This is a genomic window from Trichocoleus sp. FACHB-90, assembly GCF_014695505.1.
GTDB lineage: Bacteria > Cyanobacteriota > Cyanobacteriia > Cyanobacteriales > FACHB-T130 > Funiculus > Funiculus sociatus.
The window spans coordinates 12,604-29,983 of sequence record NZ_JACJOK010000027.1; the positions used below are offsets into that span (position 1 = coordinate 12,604).

Sequence of the window (17,380 nt, forward strand, 5' to 3'; positions counted from 1 at the left end):
TTTAAGACGCTACGCGCTGGGGTGTTGCTGATACAGATGTTAGGCAGCAGTATGCCCCTAGTACCGATTCCTGTTCAACTTTTTGTAGCGGAATTTCTACAATAAATTCTGTTCCTTTGCCGGGTGTTGATACACACTTTAGTTGCCCGCCGTGGCGTTCAACTACAACCTGATAGCTAATAGACAAGCCTAAACCAGTGCCTTGTCCTACGGGTTTAGTGGTAAAGAAGGGGTCAAAGATTCGTTGTTGAATTGCTTCTGGAATGCCGGGGCCATTGTCGGAAATCCGGATGATAACAGAGGAAGGAGCAAGGTTTACAAGCGAAGGATTAATGAAATCAAAGTCATTTTTTATACTTCCTTGTTCATTCTTCAAGGATGTGCTAATGGTAATCTTGCTGCGATCGCGATTTATTTCTTCAAGCGATCGCTTAGAATTATATTCTTCCAGGGCATCAATCGCATTACTGATTAAATTCATAAACACCTGGTTGAGTTGCCCTGCGTAGCAATCCACCTCTGGCAAGTCGCCGTATTCTTTAATAATTTGAATGGGGGGACGGGAGCATTCTTCTTTTAAACGATGCTGCAAAATCAATATGGTATTGTCTATGCCTTCGTGAATATCAACTGGTTTTTTCTGGGCTTGATCGTGGCGGGAGAAGTTTCTTAAACTCAGTACCAAATCGCGGATGCGGTCTGCTCCCATTTTCATAGAAGCTAATAATTTTGGTAAATCTTCAATTAAGAAGTCCAATTCAATAGCATCAGCTTCTTCTTGAATTTCTTCTGGTGGTTTTGGCAGGTACTTTTGATAGAGTTTCAATAGATTCAGTAAATCTTTGGCGTACTGACTGGCAGGTGCCAAATTTCCATAAATGAATGAAACTGGATTATTAATTTCATGGGCGACACCAGCGACTAATTGCCCCAAACTGGACATTTTTTCGCTCTGAATTAGTTGAGCTTGAGTTTGTTTCAGCTCATGCAAAGTTTGTTTTAGCTGGGTTGCTTGTTGTTTTAGCTGGGTTTCTGATTGGCGCAATGCAGCTTCAGCAGCTTTGCGTTCGACCAGTTCAGTCGATAACTGTTGAAACAGAGTTGATTGTCCAATAGCGATCGCTAGTTGCACGCTCAACTGTTTTAGCAACATCACTTCCGATTCTTGCCATTTCCGAGATTCGCTGCAATGATGAGCAATTAGCAATCCCCACAAGTGTTCCCCTTGCAAAATTGGAACCACCAAATTTGCTTTCACCTGAAACTTCGCCAGTAAATCAACGTGACATTGCTGAATACCAGCTGTGTAAATATCGTCAATTGCGCGAACTTGGCCTTGTTGGTATGGTGAAACGCAGTTTTTTGCAAAACAGGGATCTTTGATGTTGGTTCCCAAAATTGGCATCCAATCCTCACCGACAGATTCCACCGCTACAACCCCGTCCCCATCAGGCTCCAGACGGTAAATTAGCACTCTGTCTGTCGCTAGCAAAGTTCGCACTTCCTCGACAGTAGTGTTGAGGACTTCTTCTAGATTCAGAGAGGCGCGGATGCGTTTAGCGATCGCTCCTACCAATCTTTCTCGCAAAAATTGCTGTCGCGATGCTTCCTCGGCAAGTTTGCGCTCGGTGATATCCATCACCGTTCCCATCAGCCGCACCCCCTCACCCCTCTCATCGCGCCACACGGAACCCATACTCACAACCCAGCGCACCGTGTTTTCAGGGGTGATGATGCGATATTCCGAATTTAAGTTTCCTCCCTCCTTGACGACGCGAGCCATTTCCAACGCTACGCGGTAGCAATCATCAGGATGAACGCACTTGAGATAATCCTCATAAGTTTTAGCACGGGAACCAGAAGCAATCCCAAAAAGAGATTCCACTTCTGGAGAGCCGCTTACCTCCTCAGTCCGCAGATCCCATTCCCAAACCCCCATGTTTGCCGCATTCAGAGTCAGTCGCAGTCTCGCCTCGCTTTCTCGCTCTCTCTCTTGAGCCTGCTTCCGCTCTGTAATATCCGTCTGAACCCCAATAAATTGAGTTATGCGCCCTTCATCGTCGCACACCGGAGAAATGGTCAGTTCATTCCAGAAAGGCGTTCCATCCTTCCGATAATTCTTCAGAACTACCACGCATCCTTCCCCCGTCCGCAAAGCTTGGCGAATTTGCTCAACAGCTGCTGGATCGGTATCTGGCCCTTGCAAAAATCGGCAGTTGCGTCCCAGCACTTCGGCGGCTGAATAGCCTGTTATTCGCTCAAAAGCGGGATTGCAATAGATTATCGGATTATGCGGTTGGATCGCATCGCTGATCGTAATGCCGCAACTGGTTGCTGCCATCGCTCGGTCATACAGTCTCAGTGTCTCTTTGCCTCCTTGATGTCCCGTGAAGTCTTGAAACGCTCCAAACCTTGCTTGCTGGTTTGCCATCAGATTTTATAACCGAACGTTTACAGCATTTTTCCAAGATAAATCATAATTAAAAAAAAATTAAATATATCTATAGGTAGATCAACAAATCTCCTATCGTCGTGTTTATATTTTTGCTAATAAAAATTCCCTGATTGCTTAATTTATTATAAAACAAATTCCAGACATAGGCACCAGTTGAGGCACTTTCTAAGAATCCGGAAATTCTTCAAAAAAAGTATAAATTTCTTTAAAGAATTAATATATATATGAAGCTTTCATTAAGTTAAGGATGTTGCCAGCTGCAAAATGTATCCTTCCAGCTGGGCAGCACGATGCGCGGCAGTATGTTGTGATAAAACACGGGTACGAGCGCGATCGCCTATAGCAATTCTTTCATTTTCCGGTATTTCTTGGAGATATTGCAAAATATCATCACTTCGATCGGCAATCAGAATTTCTGTGCCAAACTCAAAAATCGTGTCGAGTCCAAAGAAGCGATCGCTAATAATCGGAGTTCCACACGCCGCCGCCTCAAATAACCGCAGGCTGGGAGAATAACCAGCCCGAATCATATCAGCTCTAGTAACATTCAGCCTGAACCGCTGCGAATTATAAAACCAAGGGTGTTGAGCAGGTGGCAGATGGTCAATGCAAGGACAGGGAAGGGGGGCTGGGGGGATCAAGCTAACTTTTGATTCTCAGACATCCTCTTCAATGAACCGTATTTCCTTCCAGTCAGAGAGTAGGAAAGAGAAATTAAAGTAACTGGAGAATTTCTTTAGCAGCGCGATCGCATACTCCAACTTCCCCTAAAGAACGACGCATCTCTTGATAGTCTGCCAAAATTTGCTCTCGGCGTTCGGAATTGAAAAGTATTTCTAAAGCAACATCCACAATATTTTCTGACGTAGCTTGTTCTTGCAGCAACTCCGGTACAATTGACCGCATCAGCACCAAATTGGGCGGCGACATAAAGGGAATAGAAAATTTGAACAGGCGGGCAATCAAGTAAGTTAATGCACTAAGGCGATAAATAACTACCTGCGGAACATTTAATAGTGCAAGTTCTAAATTTACAGTCCCAGACTTAGTAATTGCCAAGTCAACAGCAGCCAGCACTTGCTGCGTTTTTTCTGATACTAGAGTCGCGTTTAAATCATATTTCTGAATCGCCGCTTCTATTTTTTGCCGATAAGCTTCCAGCGACAAAGGAATCCAGAAATGAACTTGCGGTAACTTGTCCTGAATAGCTTTAGCAGCCTCAAAAATTACTGGCATCAAGTATTTTAATTCTTGAGGACGCGAGGCAGGAATTAACGCGATCGCCGTCTGTTCTGACCCAATTCCCAAAGCTTTTCGCGCCTCTTCCCTACTAGGTGCGGTAGCCATTCTATCTACCAGAGGATGCCCTACTAAAGCTACAGATGCACCTCTTTTTTGGAAATAAGTAGCTTCCCCCGGAAAAATTGCCAGTAAGCGATCGCTTATTTCGATGATTCGCTTCGTATCCTGGGGAAAAGGCGACCAAACCCACACCTGCGGCGAAATATAATACACCACTGGCACGGATGGCAACCGACGTTTGATATAGCTACCAAAGCTCAAATTTGACCCCATGTAGTCAATCAAGACTACCAAATCCGGCGGACTAGCTTGCAGATATTGTTTAGCGCGACGCTGGACTTGTAAAGTAGGCAACACAAAAGGCAGAGATTCCAAAAGCCCCATTGAACCAATGCCGCTGGTATTTGCCAGCATGGTAGCACCAGTAGCCGCCATGCGATCGCCTCCCAAGGCAACAATGTCTAACTTTATACCAGCAGCAGCAGCTTGCCGATAAAGTCCTTCAATCAGCAGCGCCCCCTGCAAATCCCCAGAAACTTCGCCAGTGCTAATAAATATACGCATTAATTTAGTAATTGCTAATTGAATGATTGCTAATTTATTACCATTAGCTATTAGCCATTAGCCATTAACCTTTCCCAGGAATTGGCCCTCGCCGTCCTTCAGATTGAGAAAGTTGCAAAAAGCTACGCAGGTGCTGTAAATGTTCGTTATCGGGAAGTAAATCCAGCTGTTCTAAAGCTTCACTTAGGGGTAATCCTGAACGGTAGAGAATCCGGAAAGCTTTCTTTAAGTATCCCAAGTCAGTCATGCTTAAACCTGCGCGTTTGATGCCAACCAAATTGAGACTTCGTACTCGTGACGGACTTCCTTCTACCAACAGATAAGGCGGTACATCCCGGTCAATGCGACTCATCCCACCAAGCATTGCCATTCGTCCGACGCGAACAAATTGATGAATACCTACAGCACCACCAATCACCGCCCGCGACTCAATATGGACGTGTCCAGCCATTGCTAAAGCATTGGAAATTATGACGTTATCTTCAATTACGCAATTATGAGCCACATGGACATAAGCCATTAACAAATTGCCATTGCCAATTACTGTGGCTTCACCTGCGCCAGTTGCCCGATTAATTGTGACATACTCCCGAATAGTGTTTCTGTCGCCAATTTTTACCCAACTGGCTGCACCTTGATACTTGAGGTCTTGGGGTTCTAAGCCAATTGCCGCCCCAGGAAAAATTTTATTTTGGGAGCCAATTTCTGTTAGCCCATCTAACACCACATGAGCGCCAATTACGGTGTCGGAGCCTACCTTTACTTGCTCCCCAATTACCGCATAAGCACCAACTTGGACACTAGGGTGTAGTTGGGCATCAGGGTGAATTACAGCAGTGGGATGAATTAGTGTTTTCATAAAAAGTAAAAAGTAAAAAGAAAAAAGAAAAAAGGAAAAGGTTCTTTCTTTTGCCTTTTACCTTTTTACTTTTGCTTTTGTTTTAGTCCACAAGGGAAAACATTAGCTCGCCTTCGGTAACTAATTGACCGTTAACTTCGGCACGAGCTTGCATCTTTCCAAAACGACGACGCTTGACACACAGCAGTTCCGCTGTCATCAGTAGCTGGTCGCCCGGTACTACAGGACGACGGAAGCGGACTTTATCAATGCCTGCGAACATAAATAAGCCGCTTTCAATATCTGGTAGTTGGGTTAATACTATACCGCCTACTTGCGCCATTGCTTCCACAATTAGCACTCCCGGCATAATAGGGCGACCTGGAAAATGTCCTTGAAAATGGGGTTCGTTGAAGCTGACGTTTTTTATGCCTACAGCCTTTTTTCCAGGTACGTAGTCGATAATCCGATCCACTAAGGCGAAAGGATACCGATGAGGCAGCAGTTTGTGAATTTCTTCGAGTGTGAAGACGGTTTGATGGGCCGAGACGCGATCGCTATTTTCTACTTTCTCAGCATCTTCTTTATTCTCGGTCGCCGCCGTAGCAGATGTATCAGCGGTATTGGCATCAATCAGTGTGGACATGAGCAAATTTTGAATCGGGGCTAAGGGCAGTAGAGGAGTGTAAGCGCAATTACCTATCATCCCATAGGTATGTTTCACCAACCCAGCTGCGTTGTGAGTTAAATTGCATCTTCAGCCCTTAACATTCATTTTTTGGGCTAGCTGCTGGGCAAGTTGGATGTGTAGGTTATGGCTAGCTTTGTAAGCCAGGATATGTGCTACAGGAAAATCTCCCAGTAAACTTAAATCCCCTACTAAGTCTAAAAGTTTATGACGTGCTGGCTCATTTGAAAATCTCAAAGGAGGATTAATCCAACCTTGAGAACCGCAAACCAGCGCATTGTCTAGACTTCCACCTTTTATTAAACCTGCGGTTTGCAGTTGCTCAATTTGGTGAGCGAGTCCAAAAGTGCGGGCGGGCGCGATCGCTTGGGCAAAACTTTCCTGCGCTGGACACCAGCTGTGCCACTGATTACCAATCGCTGCTAAATCAAAATCAATTCCGTAGGAAAATCGGGTTAAGGGTGCTGGCAGTGCCGCAACAAAGGCATCGCCATCATACACCCAAACAGGTTCTTGAAGGATAAAGGAGGAATCTGGACTTGATTCAAAGTTGGGAACAACTCCCACTTGGCTAATCGCTTTCACCCACTCCAGCGCCGATCCATCCAACAGCGGTACTTCCGGGCCATCAATCTCAATTCGAGCATTATCAACACCGCTACCAGCTAAAGCACACAGCAGGTGTTCGACTGTCCGGACACGGGCTGAACCCTCACCCAGTTCCGTTGACAGAGTGGTAGAGACTACCGCCTTCACCCGTGCGGGAATTTGCGGGGAATCTGGGAGATCCACCCGTACAAAGTAGCGCCCCTCGCCCGCCTCTGCTGGTAGCACCCGGACATGAGTCACGACACCGCTGTGTAGACCGATACCAGACAGTTCAAAAGATGCCCCTAGCGTTTGTTGCTTGTCCGTTGTCATTTCTCGATTGTCCGTTGTTAGTTGAAGGATGGCTAATGGCTAATTGTTTAAGAGCCATTAGCAATTAGCAATTAGCAATTAGCAATTAGCAATTAGCAATTAGCAATTAGCCATTAGCAATTAGCAATTAGCCATTAGCAATTAGCCAACATTAAAATCTCTCCCCAATCCCAAAGTGGAGACGGCTGCCACCATCATTATTAAAACCGTAGTCGATTCTAATAGGCCCTAGGGGAGATTGCACCCGGACACCAAGACCGGCACCAATACCGCTCCCAGGCTTGCCCCGCACTCCAGCGGGGTCTCCAGGGACGCTACCACCAGTACCCAAGTCAGTTCCTATATCGACAAACAAAGCGCCGCCGACAATCGAGAAAATCGGGAATCGATATTCTGCGGTTGCTTGGATAAAACTGCGACCGCTGCCAACATCCCCTTCTTCAAAACCCCGCACAGAGTTACTACCGCCGAGGGAAAAAGCTTCATAGGGAGGTAAATCGCCGATTGCTGTCCCCGCTTGAACGTTAAAAGCGAGAGCTTGTGCGCCTTGGGCAAAGTTAGTGTATCTAACTGGAATGTAGTAGCTGTAGCTACCCCGCAGACGATTTAGGAAGATGTTGCCGAGTCCTACAGGGATAGTCTGCTCAACGCCTAACCGCAGCAGCGACCCAGCGGTGGGTTGCAGAGGGTTATTGCGGCGATCGCGTACTAATCCCAGCTGAACGCTAAATATGTCGTCTTTGCCTTCTCCGCTAAAACTCAGATCGTTGCCTCTTTCATCCTCTGGGCTAAGGTCGCCATCGGCATCGCGGATCGAAACCCGTTGATACTGCAAGCCCAAACTGCCTACCCATTCAGAAGTGGCAAGGGGATTTCTGTTTAGAGGACGAGTAAAGGTGACACCGCCGCCGAGTCTTAGAATGCGCGGGCGATCGCCATTAGGCAATTCAATATCGTTTTCACCGCCATCAAAAATCAGCGAAATCGACCGCCGTCTGAACCCATTAACCGTGTAGGAAGTGCGGTAGGGATCGCCAGCAATCCAAGGATCTGTGAAGTTGACATCAAACAACACCTCCCGCTGACCTACCTGCAACTCTGCCCCCAGTTTCTGGTTATTGCCACCCAGATTTTGTTCTTGATAGCTGATCGTGCCAAATAACCCGCTAGCAGAACTAATACCGGCACCTGCTGCGATAGATCCGGTATTCTTTTCAATTACGTCCACATTGACAACCACTCGGCGCGGATCTTTACCGGGAGCGAACGAAAGCCGCACATCTTCAAAGATGCCTAAGCGAAAGACTCGTCGCAGATCCTGTTCGGCAGTCTTCCGGTTAAAAACCTCCCCAGCTTCCAACTCCAGCTCTCGCGTAATAATGAATTCGCGGGTACGACCGCGGATAGGGCCCCCTTCCTCGTTAGTTGTCTCACCTTCCTTGTTGATATAGCGGACTTGTATATCTTCAATTAGCCCTTCTGCTACATCTAGACGTACTGTGCCATCTTCACCAATCTGGGGTGCGGCAACCACCTGTGCTAGGTCATAACCGTTTTCTTTGTACCACTGGTTTAATCTTTTAACAGCTTCTTGAAAGCGGCGGAGGTTAAGGGTGGTGCCATACTGAGGCCCGAAGATGTCATCTATAACTTTTTGAGGTACGGCACGACTGGGTTGTTCAGCAGGCACAGGAGTAACTACTACGCTTCGCAGCACCGGGTTAGGCTCCACCAAAAAGGTGACGCGCACGCCCAAAGGTGTATCCTCTGGCTCTACTGTGACGTTACTGAAAAAGCCTGTAGCATAGATGGCATTCACATCTTCCTGTAACTGGCTGCGGGTGGCAGTCCGTCCAGGGCGGGTGTTAATTGCCTCATAGACTTCGTTTTCCAGTTCTCCTTCGACGCCGCTAACTACGACTTCACCAACCAGCACTCGCGCTTCTGGCAAATCGGGGACTGGCGCAGGAGAAGGTTGAATATTTTCAGGGGTGGGAGCAGGTTCCACAGTTGGTGGGGGCGCAGGCACATCGATATTGGGCTGTGAAGGCGCTCCTGGCGTGAGATCGAATTCAATTCGATTCGGTGTCTCTTGTTGCGGTAACGATTCGGTGCCTCGTTCTGGAGTCACTGGCTCTGTTGCAGGCGTGGGGGCTGGGTTTGGGGTTATAGGGGTCTGGCTGAGTACGGGCAATTTTTGGGGCGACTCAACAGCTCCTATCGTCTCTGGGGGGCTTACGGGGACTATTACATTGCCAACAGGTTGAGGAACAGCGCCAAGCGTTGCGGTGCCAACAGCAGCATCGCTATCGCTCTTAGCTCCCATCGTCTCTGGGGGACTTACGGTGGCTATTACATCGCCAACAGGTTGAGAAACAGCGTTCAGCGTTGTGGTGCCAACAGCAGCATCGCTATTAGCTGCTGTCTGAGTATTGAAATCAGCGGACAAAGCAGCTGGTTTGGGAGCTTCCGGCGTAGACTTTGCATCTCCCCTAGCAGGGAATGATAAACCAAAGGCAGATGAGGCAGCAAAAACTGCCAATAAGAAAGGAGATAAGCGCATTTGATTACCTTTTTTCGACACTTCCAAACACCATGTAAACAATTTGTTTTTAGTCCTTAGTCAGTAGCTAATCACTACTTTCTACTTGTCTCTTGAACTCTCTTGAGAACTTGCTGGTAGGCATCTTCCACCTGCCCTAAGTCCCGGCGGAACCGATCTTTATCCAGCACCCGCCGATCGGGATCTTCTTCAGACTCGTCCCAAAGGCGGCAGGTGTCCGGGCTGATTTCATCTCCCAGTCGCAGTTCCTGCTGTTGGTCAATGCCAAACTCTAGTTTGAAGTCCACTAGGGTAATCCGAGACTTGTGGAAAAAGTCTGTGAGGATTTCGTTGATTCGCAAGGCACTAGCCTTTAATTGGTCGAGCTGTTCTGGTGTTGCTAGAGACAATAATAAGAGGCGATCGCGTGTCAACAAAGGATCTCCCAAATCGTCATTTTTAAAATAAAATTCCACCAGCGGATAAGGTAAAACTTTACCTACTGGTAATCCTGTCTGTTGACATAGACTTCCCGCAGCAATGTTCCTGACTACGACTTCTAACGGCACAATTTTCAGCGCCTGAACGCGCATTTGGTTGGGTGCCGGAGTATCAATGTAGTGGGTGGGTATGCCTGATGCTTCCAAAAGCTGGAACAAATGACTAGAGATAGTACAGTTAATCTCTCCTTTGCCAACGATCTGGCCCCGCTTTTTGGCATTAAAGGCGGTAGCATCGTCTTTGAAGTGAGCTAGCAGAATATTCGGATCGTCTGTGGCATAGAGAATTTTGGCTTTGCCTTCGTAGAGGCTTATGGGTTGGGCAGACATGGAAAGTAGTTGTTTGTGTTGATGGATCGCCTTGGCAGCACACAAGATTTTAATCCCTTAGGAGCCGCATAGTGTAAACAGATGGGCAGATGGGATTAACTGGCACGTTTTAAATTAAATTTTGGTTAAGTTCAGGTTAAAATTATATTAAATGGATGATACTCTTTATATCTAAAGATCGCCTATAGAAGCTAGGTGGGGCGGCAAAACCTGAACCCAAAGTAACCAAAATCAACCGTGTATGCGAGTAGCGGAGAGCGATCGCGGGTCAAGGTGACGCTGGGAATGTCTGCCTGATTCTCTAAACTTGCTTTTTAAGTCGTGGCGAAAAAAAAGTGAACCGTAGGTTAATTTGTGAGGTAGAAAGTTAGGTAGTTTATGCTTAGGAGTTAGCTATGACAGACCGCTCTGATTTTTTGTATCCAAGAAGTCGTTACTACGGTCAGGTGAAGCCGGAGAATTTGGTTTTCAACGCTAACCTACAAGAATTTTCTCAAAAGGTGAACTACATCTGCAACTTAGAAACTTCAGGGAAAATCTCACCTACAGATGCCTACGAACAGATTAAGAATCTCTGGAAACAGTTGAAACAAACAAAAAAGCAACTAGGAATTGGCGAAGGCCCCTTCCAGAACAGCGACGAAAACCCAGCGGATTCTTAGGTTTTTATCAGCGGTCAGTAGTCAGCTGGTAATAACGAATGAATAATGACTACTTACTTGCCATTGTGTGGACTCCATCCCAAGCATCTGAAGGTGGGTGGTCAAGATAGTTTCTACACCGTTCCAGGTGAACTTTGACCGCCTGATCGTTAGGGTTTAAGCGGTAGGCATCATCAAAGAGGTTAATTGCTTTTTGGAAGTGCCTATTTATATAGGCTTGACGCCCATACTCGTAGAGATCCAAAAACTTTTTCGTAGAGTCGTTGAGAGGTTCTCGATAGTCACCGATCAATTCGTAGATACTGACGGCAGTGTTTTTCCCTTTGACGCGGATTTTGTCTAGTTCTCGGACTAAGATGCGATCGCGACACAAGTTGTAGGTAAACTCGCTCAAGATAATATCGCAGCCATACTCCTTAGTAACGCTTTCTAGGCGAGAACTTAGGTTAACTCCATCCCCAATCACTGTATAATCCATCCGTTTGTGAGAACCGATGTTGCCAGAAACAACCTCACCCGAACTAATTCCAATTCCTATGTGAATCTGTGGCTGGTTGTCAAAAAAGCGACGCCTATTAAATTCGGATAGACGGCGACGCATATCCAATGCTGATTGGATAGCCATCCAAGCATGATTTTCCGCTAGTGGCAGAGGTGCGCCAAATACCGCCATCAAAGCATCGCCGATAAACTTATCCAAGGTGCCTTCGTGGTTAAAGACTGCCTCGACCATTGTTTCAAAATACTGATTTAGCAGCGACACCACTTCCGAAGCACCCAAATTTTCCGTTAAGGTGGTGTAGCCGCGAATATCGGAAAATAAAATTGTTACATCTTTACGTTCGCTCAACATCAGGGCATTGTCGCCCAGTGCCATAACTTGTTCTGCCACCCTTGGGGTCATATAGCGGTACAGAGTGTTCTTCATCCGCTTTTCGTGGCTGATATCTTCTAACACCACCAAGCCGCCTCTTACGCCTCCTTCGGGGTTGGTGAGAGGATTAACGGTAAGATTGGTACTGCGTTCAATTTCTTGAACTTGATCGACACTGAGAACCCTGTCGGCAGGAATGAGCGGATCATTCCAGGGAATATATAATTTTGGATTGATGCGATCGCGCAGCGCCAAAATATAAGCCTCAGTTTGTCCTCCCTCAGCATTACAGCCTACTTCTGAATTCAAAGTTTCTTCTGCTGAAAGCTGACACTTGGCGCATTTCGCCTGTGCCGGCACTTCATTAGCTGACTGTTTACTCTTGGGTAAATACAAGCCAATTGTCAGGCTTTGCTCTGGCACATAATGCTTAGCGCCAGTTTTCAGACTATCTTGAAGCCGGAACTTGAGATTTTCAATCGGCACCACATCCCAAACGTAGCGCCCCACCAGTTTCTGTTCCCACAAATTTTTGTGACATTTCCCCACAGCTTCCTTAATAGGGCAACCCAACAACTCCAGCGCCGCTTCATTAATCATCACAATTTGCCCCTGCATATCTGTGGAGATCACAGCATCAGAGAGACTTTGCAGGATGTCTTTCTGATACTGCTTTTCCACCAAAACATTCTCGAAGAGTTTGGCGTTTTCCAAGGCAATTCCCGCCTGGATATTAAACGCCTGCATAAACTCTTCGTCAGAACTGGTAAAACTGCCAGGGTGCTTATTAATCAACTGCGTCACGCCAATTAATTCATTAGCTGAATTAAACACTGGCATACAGAGGATATTGCGCGTCAAATAACCCGTCCGCTTGTCGGCGCTGGGGTCAAAACGCGGGTCTTTGTAAGCATCAGCGATATTCAGCGCCTGACGAGTAGAGGCAACGTATCCGGCAATCCCTTTGTTAGAAGGAATCCGTATTGGTATGATCTCTGTGCCATCCTTGTTGGGGACTTTAGTCCAGAGTTCTCCTGTTTCTTTGCTCAGCATAAACAGGGTACTGCGGTCTGCCTTCATCAGATCCCGCGCTTGCTCCATCACGTAGCGCAGTGTGGCTTCTAAGTCAAGACTCTGACCCAGATATGTTGTTGCCCGTAACAGTGCAGCTGCTCCCCGTTGCTTGCGAGCCGCTACATAAAAAGATTGGCAGCTTTCCAAGATAATCCCGATGGAGGCGGCAAAGTCACGGAATCCCTGCTCATCCTCGGTTGTAAATGGGGAATCTCCAGCTTTATTCAACAGCTGAACTACAGCCACAATCTGGTTTTTGCTGCTATAAATCGGCATACATAGCAGATTGTGGGTGCGGTAGCCCGGTCGTTCGTCAACTTCTTTGTTAAATAGCGGGTGGCTGTAAGCGTCGGGGATGTTGAGAGTTTCACCCGTGGTAGCTACCTGACCGGCAATACCGACATTAATGGGAATGCGAATTTCTTTAGTGGCTCTCCCGTTGTCGGTTTCGGGAATTTTCGACCAAAGTTGGTTTTTTTCTTCGTCAACTAAAAATATTGTAGTTCTGTCTGCTTGCAGAATTTGACCCATTTTTAGGGTGAAAGCGTCCATGACCTGCTCTAGCATGGATTCCAGAGCTTCGTTGTTGATCATGTCGATCGCCCGCAGAAACTGCTGAAATTCAGCGGTAATAAAGTCAAGCAAGCAGATAAACTCACCAAACGATAGCTCTTTGACACGCGATGTCAAGACGCTAGTACGATTAAGGGTGAGCTGAGATAGAGTCGCCAGAACGCTGCCAGTATTGGAGAGTGTCATGGGGAGGAGCAAGTGCCAGCTATGGTGTTAGCTATTAGGTGGTAGGACTGAGCCATTAGCTGTTTTTAGTAAGTAGCTGGTAAAAATCAACGTCAAATGAACATTGAGCGATAAAAATCGTGTATGGAGTCTATGTAGCCTCTATACGGGGAAAAAGGGTTTTTGGATCTCAGGTGATTTTTGCCCACTTACTTACTTATGTAGTCGCTATTGGCTAAATTCTTTTTTTCGCACCCATTAACCTAATTTAACCTCGGTTACGATAAATGCTCATCAGTAGTTCTTAGTATTTAGCCATTAGTCTGTAGCCAGTTGTCAGTTATCCATGACTAATGACTGCTTTGTAGTAATTTTGTAGTTGACGGGTGGCAGCTGCCCAACCCCAGCGTTCGGCTTCGTTGCGGGCATTTTGCCGGAGGGTTTCTCGTTCTTGTTGATGAGCGAGGAGGCGTATTGTAGCTGCGATCGCGCCTTCTTCATCAGCTGGGTCAAATAAATATCCGTTGACTCCATCTGTCACAATGTCGGGAATCCCCCCAGAACGTGCGGCGACGACGGGACACCCGGCTGCCATTGCCTCCAGAAGCACTAATCCCAGCGTTTCGGTGCGTGAGGGGAATATAAAGGCATCAGCTGAGGCAAAGGCACTGGCGAGGTCTACGCCTGTCAGATAGCCAACAAAATTGGTGGGTGTACCAGCGAAGTATTTTTCTAAGGCTTGCCGATGGGGCCCATCCCCAACTAAGGCGAGGCGGGCGTTGGGAATTGCTTCTAAAACTGGTTTAATGCGGTCAATTTCTTTTTCTGCACCAAGACGACCTACGTAAAGTAGCAAGGGGCTGTCTGGATGACCTTGGGTTAAACGGCTACGCATTTCCTGGGTTGCTAGATGCGGTTGAAACAGCTCTGTATCCACTCCCCGTTGCCACAAATCCACCCGCTCAATGCCGTGACTTGTGAGTTCCTGCATCATCGCTGTGGAGGTGCAGAGATTTAACCGGGCTTGGTTATGAGCTGATTTGAGAAATTCCCACAATAAGCCTTCTAGGATTCCCCAGCCGTAGTGGTGGAGGTACTGGGGCAGATGAGTATGGTAAGAGGCTACCAAGGGTACTCGCATCGTCTTGGCGTAATATATCCCAGCTAACCCCAAAATTGCGGGGTTGACGACATGAATTGTATCTGGCTGAAACTTTTCTAGCTCATACCCTATTGCTGGGCGTGGCAAAGCCATTTTCAACTCTGGATACCAAGGCAAGGGGAAGCCAGAGACTCCGTAGATTCTGGCTCCCTTGTATTCTGTCAACCCCCCATCTGGGGAAAATATCAACACTTGGTCGCCGTTGCGCTGTAAGTGTTCAACGGTGTGGCGCAGGCGCGTCACGATGCCGTCAACCTTGGGCAAAAAGGTTTCGGTGAAAAGAGCGATTCGCATAATTTGCTAATGGCTAATGGCTAATGGCTAATGGCTAATGGCTAAGGGAACAATTAGCTATTAGCTATTAGCTATTAGCAACTGACTATCTGTGCCAAGAAACTTTGGGCAGAATTTGGTTTTTATCGACGCGGTTCTGGTATTTGACAGCAAAGTTGAGCAGTGAGTCAAGCAGTGCTTCGGAGAGAAAATGGGGTTGTAAGCCTAGATCTAGTAGGTTGGTGTTTATGGCGTTGAAGTAGTGTTCTTCCTTCTCAACTCTGGGGTTGTCGAGGTTATTAATTTCGACATTGAGTCCTAAGCTATTGCCAGCTTTTTTCACCATTCCGGCTAAATCGGCGATGCTGAATAGTTCGGTGAACTGGTTGAAAACGCGAAACTCGCCTGGTTGGGCGGGATTTGCGATCGCTATTTCAATACATCGCACTGTATCCCTAATATCCAAAAAGCCTCTCGTCTGTCCGCCCTTACCATACACCGTCAGCGGATGACCAATTGCCGCCTGAATACAGAAGCGGTTCAGCGCCGTGCCAAACACACCGTCGTAATCCAAACGGTTAATCAACAACTCATCCATGCCAGTTTCTTCCGTCAAAACGCCGTAAACAACGCCTTGATTCAAGTCTGTAGCGCGTAGCCCCCAAATCCGGCAAGCAAAGTGGATATTATGGCTGTCGTGGACTTTGCTGAGGTGATACATTGATCCGGGCTGCTTTGGATACGGCAAAGTATCTTTGCGCCCGTTATGCTCAATGGTGATATAACCTTCTTCGATATCAATGTTAGGAGTACCGTACTCGCCCATTGTCCCCAGCTTCACTAAGTGGCAGTCGGGGAAATCTTCCTTCATCGCGTACAGGATATTCAGCGTCCCGACCACATTGTTAACCTGGGTCATTACGGCGTGTTCCCGGTCAATCATCGAGAAAGGTGCCGAACGCTGTTCGCCAAAATGCACGATTGCCTCTGGTTCAAACTGGTGCAGCGCTTTCGAGAGGAAATCGTAGTTGGTGATATCGCCAATAAACAAGTCAATGGATTTGCCAGTGAGGTCGCGCCAGCGCTGAATACGTTGCTGTATCGGTGCAATTGGGGTCAGGGTATCTGCGCCCAGTTGTGCATCCCAGTGCCGCCGCACTAGGCTATCTAGAATCCCGACTTCGTAACCACGATTGGAAAGATAGAGTGCGGTTCCCCAACCGCAATAGCCGTCACCGCCAATAACCAAGACTTTCATACTGGTTCATTAAATCTCGCTTGCCAATACTCGGTAAATTTACCAGGTTTGGGGCCACTCTAGACCATCGAAGTGAATTACTTTCGAGCGATCGCGTAGTACACCATACCTAAGTTTGTAGTAGTTGGATTCTTTCTCCTCTATCCTTCTGGCTTCGTCATCATTCTTTGGGCAGAAAGGTTAGTTTCTGAAATGGCGACAATGGGATCTAGTTGGAGTATTTCCACTTGCTGCATGGATTGAAGGTTGGAACCTCCAACTTTGTAACCCTTCAAACCTTGACTTCATCGGCGAAGCTTGCCCACCGGACGAAGTGGAACGGGCCTGCGACCGATCCCCAAATATGCTCATCGGTTTGGGGGTCGCGTCCCCGGTCAAGGCTGATAAATTTGGTGTCGTCAATCTCAAAAGTGCTGTCAAGATAAGTGTTTTGACCTTTGCGAACCACCATACAAGCTTTACCGGGTTCGACGTGACCTTTGAAGCTGCTGCCCGTCCACTCAACTATCATGTTGCAACCGGGTAATTTCTCCAGATTTTCTGCTTTCAGGGTTTGCAGGCGGTTTAAATCGCGGGAAGCACCGTAGAACTGTTCTTCTTGCTTAACGGTGTAGTTTTCGATTTCGATGCGCTCGCCTGCTGTAATCAACTTTAAAACCCGCAGCCGATAGGGGCTATTGATCATATAGTCATAAGCTTGTTCGACAATTAAACTCACGCCTGAGAGCAGTTCTAGAGGCAAAGGACGCATACAGACGCGAATATGGGCAAAAAAGGGCGGATTCTCAAAAGCTTGTGCTTGATTGCTGAAGTCGGCTGCCATCAAGCGAGCTAAGGTGGCAATATCAGTAGAATGGGTCATTGTTTATAAAAAGGCAGATATTTAGCAGCGATCCCCTTATTTTAAAACGAGCGATCGCCTCTTCTGAAGGTTCTTAATCCTCACCGAAGGCTACAAAATATAATTTTAGGTCAGGACTTACGCAGTTGCCGTGAACTAAAGTTCCGGCTCAAAGCTCAAACCCATTAAAATGGGTTGTTTTGAGGTTTTTTAGTCAGTTTCAACTGACTTGGGCTTTCAGCCAGGAAATTGATTTCCTGGTTCTCAGTGCGTAAGTCCTATAGGTGTACATACATACATACAAACTGCCGTATCGTCGCCCTCTCGGCACGCTAACGAGGAATACCCGCCGACTGGA

The 17,380-nt window shown here is 47.0% G+C and carries 13 protein-coding genes; 1 reads left to right on the forward strand and 12 read right to left on the reverse strand.

Annotated features, from left to right (window positions below; all coding sequences use genetic code 11):
- Nucleotide 1 precedes the first annotated feature (1 nt).
- The 8 genes from H6F74_RS08240 to purC form a co-directional block, all read right to left on the reverse strand.
- Nucleotides 2-2,431: a PAS domain S-box protein gene (locus H6F74_RS08240; protein WP_190438958.1), complete on the reverse strand. Its 2,430-nt coding sequence runs from the start codon at nucleotides 2,429-2,431 to the stop codon at nucleotides 2-4.
- A 260-nt stretch (nucleotides 2,432-2,691) separates the two neighbouring features.
- Complete coding sequence (locus H6F74_RS08245; protein ID WP_277875779.1) at nucleotides 2,692-3,096, reverse strand: glycosyltransferase; 405 nt, start codon at nucleotides 3,094-3,096, stop codon at nucleotides 2,692-2,694.
- A 73-nt stretch (nucleotides 3,097-3,169) separates the two neighbouring features.
- Nucleotides 3,170-4,321, reverse strand: a complete 1,152-nt coding sequence (gene lpxB, locus H6F74_RS08250; protein ID WP_190438960.1) for a lipid-A-disaccharide synthase — start codon at nucleotides 4,319-4,321, stop codon at nucleotides 3,170-3,172.
- A 64-nt stretch (nucleotides 4,322-4,385) separates the two neighbouring features.
- Complete coding sequence (gene lpxA / locus H6F74_RS08255) at nucleotides 4,386-5,180, reverse strand: acyl-ACP--UDP-N-acetylglucosamine O-acyltransferase (RefSeq protein ID WP_190438970.1); 795 nt, start codon at nucleotides 5,178-5,180, stop codon at nucleotides 4,386-4,388.
- 82 nt (nucleotides 5,181-5,262) lie between these two features.
- Nucleotides 5,263-5,805 carry a 3-hydroxyacyl-ACP dehydratase FabZ gene (gene fabZ / locus H6F74_RS08260; protein WP_190438973.1) on the reverse strand — a complete coding sequence of 181 codons (543 nt, stop codon included), beginning with the start codon at nucleotides 5,803-5,805 and terminating at the stop codon, nucleotides 5,263-5,265.
- A gap of 111 nt (nucleotides 5,806-5,916) precedes the next feature.
- Entirely contained in the window at nucleotides 5,917-6,768 is an 852-nt protein-coding gene (gene lpxC / locus H6F74_RS08265) for a UDP-3-O-acyl-N-acetylglucosamine deacetylase (protein WP_190438976.1), read from the reverse strand.
- Between the two features lie 151 nt (nucleotides 6,769-6,919).
- Nucleotides 6,920-9,331, reverse strand: coding sequence for a BamA/TamA family outer membrane protein (locus H6F74_RS08270; RefSeq protein WP_190438990.1), 2,412 nt, complete (start codon nucleotides 9,329-9,331; stop codon nucleotides 6,920-6,922).
- Between the two features lie 74 nt (nucleotides 9,332-9,405).
- Complete coding sequence (gene purC / locus H6F74_RS08275) at nucleotides 9,406-10,140, reverse strand: phosphoribosylaminoimidazolesuccinocarboxamide synthase (RefSeq protein WP_190438993.1); 735 nt, start codon at nucleotides 10,138-10,140, stop codon at nucleotides 9,406-9,408.
- A gap of 395 nt (nucleotides 10,141-10,535) precedes the next feature.
- On the opposite strand from purC, the gene H6F74_RS08280 reads away from it, so the two are divergent.
- The gene (locus H6F74_RS08280; protein ID WP_190438997.1) at nucleotides 10,536-10,802 is read left to right on the forward strand and encodes a hypothetical protein; all 267 of its coding nucleotides are present in this window, start codon (nucleotides 10,536-10,538) and stop codon (nucleotides 10,800-10,802) included.
- Nucleotides 10,803-10,851: 49 nt separating this feature from the next.
- Here H6F74_RS08280 and H6F74_RS08285 read toward each other — a convergent pair whose 3' ends face one another.
- The 4 genes from H6F74_RS08285 to H6F74_RS08300 form a co-directional block, all read right to left on the reverse strand.
- Nucleotides 10,852-13,509 carry a GAF domain-containing protein gene (locus H6F74_RS08285; RefSeq protein ID WP_190438999.1) on the reverse strand — a complete coding sequence of 886 codons (2,658 nt, stop codon included), beginning with the start codon at nucleotides 13,507-13,509 and terminating at the stop codon, nucleotides 10,852-10,854.
- Between the two features lie 319 nt (nucleotides 13,510-13,828).
- A complete protein-coding gene (locus H6F74_RS08290) occupies nucleotides 13,829-14,944 on the reverse strand; it encodes a glycosyltransferase (RefSeq protein WP_190439001.1) in 1,116 nt (371 codons plus the stop codon).
- An 85-nt stretch (nucleotides 14,945-15,029) separates the two neighbouring features.
- Complete coding sequence (locus H6F74_RS08295) at nucleotides 15,030-16,181, reverse strand: UDP-sulfoquinovose synthase (RefSeq protein WP_190439003.1); 1,152 nt, start codon at nucleotides 16,179-16,181, stop codon at nucleotides 15,030-15,032.
- 271 nt (nucleotides 16,182-16,452) lie between these two features.
- Nucleotides 16,453-17,043: a chromophore lyase CpcT/CpeT gene (locus tag H6F74_RS08300; RefSeq protein ID WP_190439006.1), complete on the reverse strand. Its 591-nt coding sequence runs from the start codon at nucleotides 17,041-17,043 to the stop codon at nucleotides 16,453-16,455.
- Nucleotides 17,044-17,380: the final 337 nt, after the last annotated feature.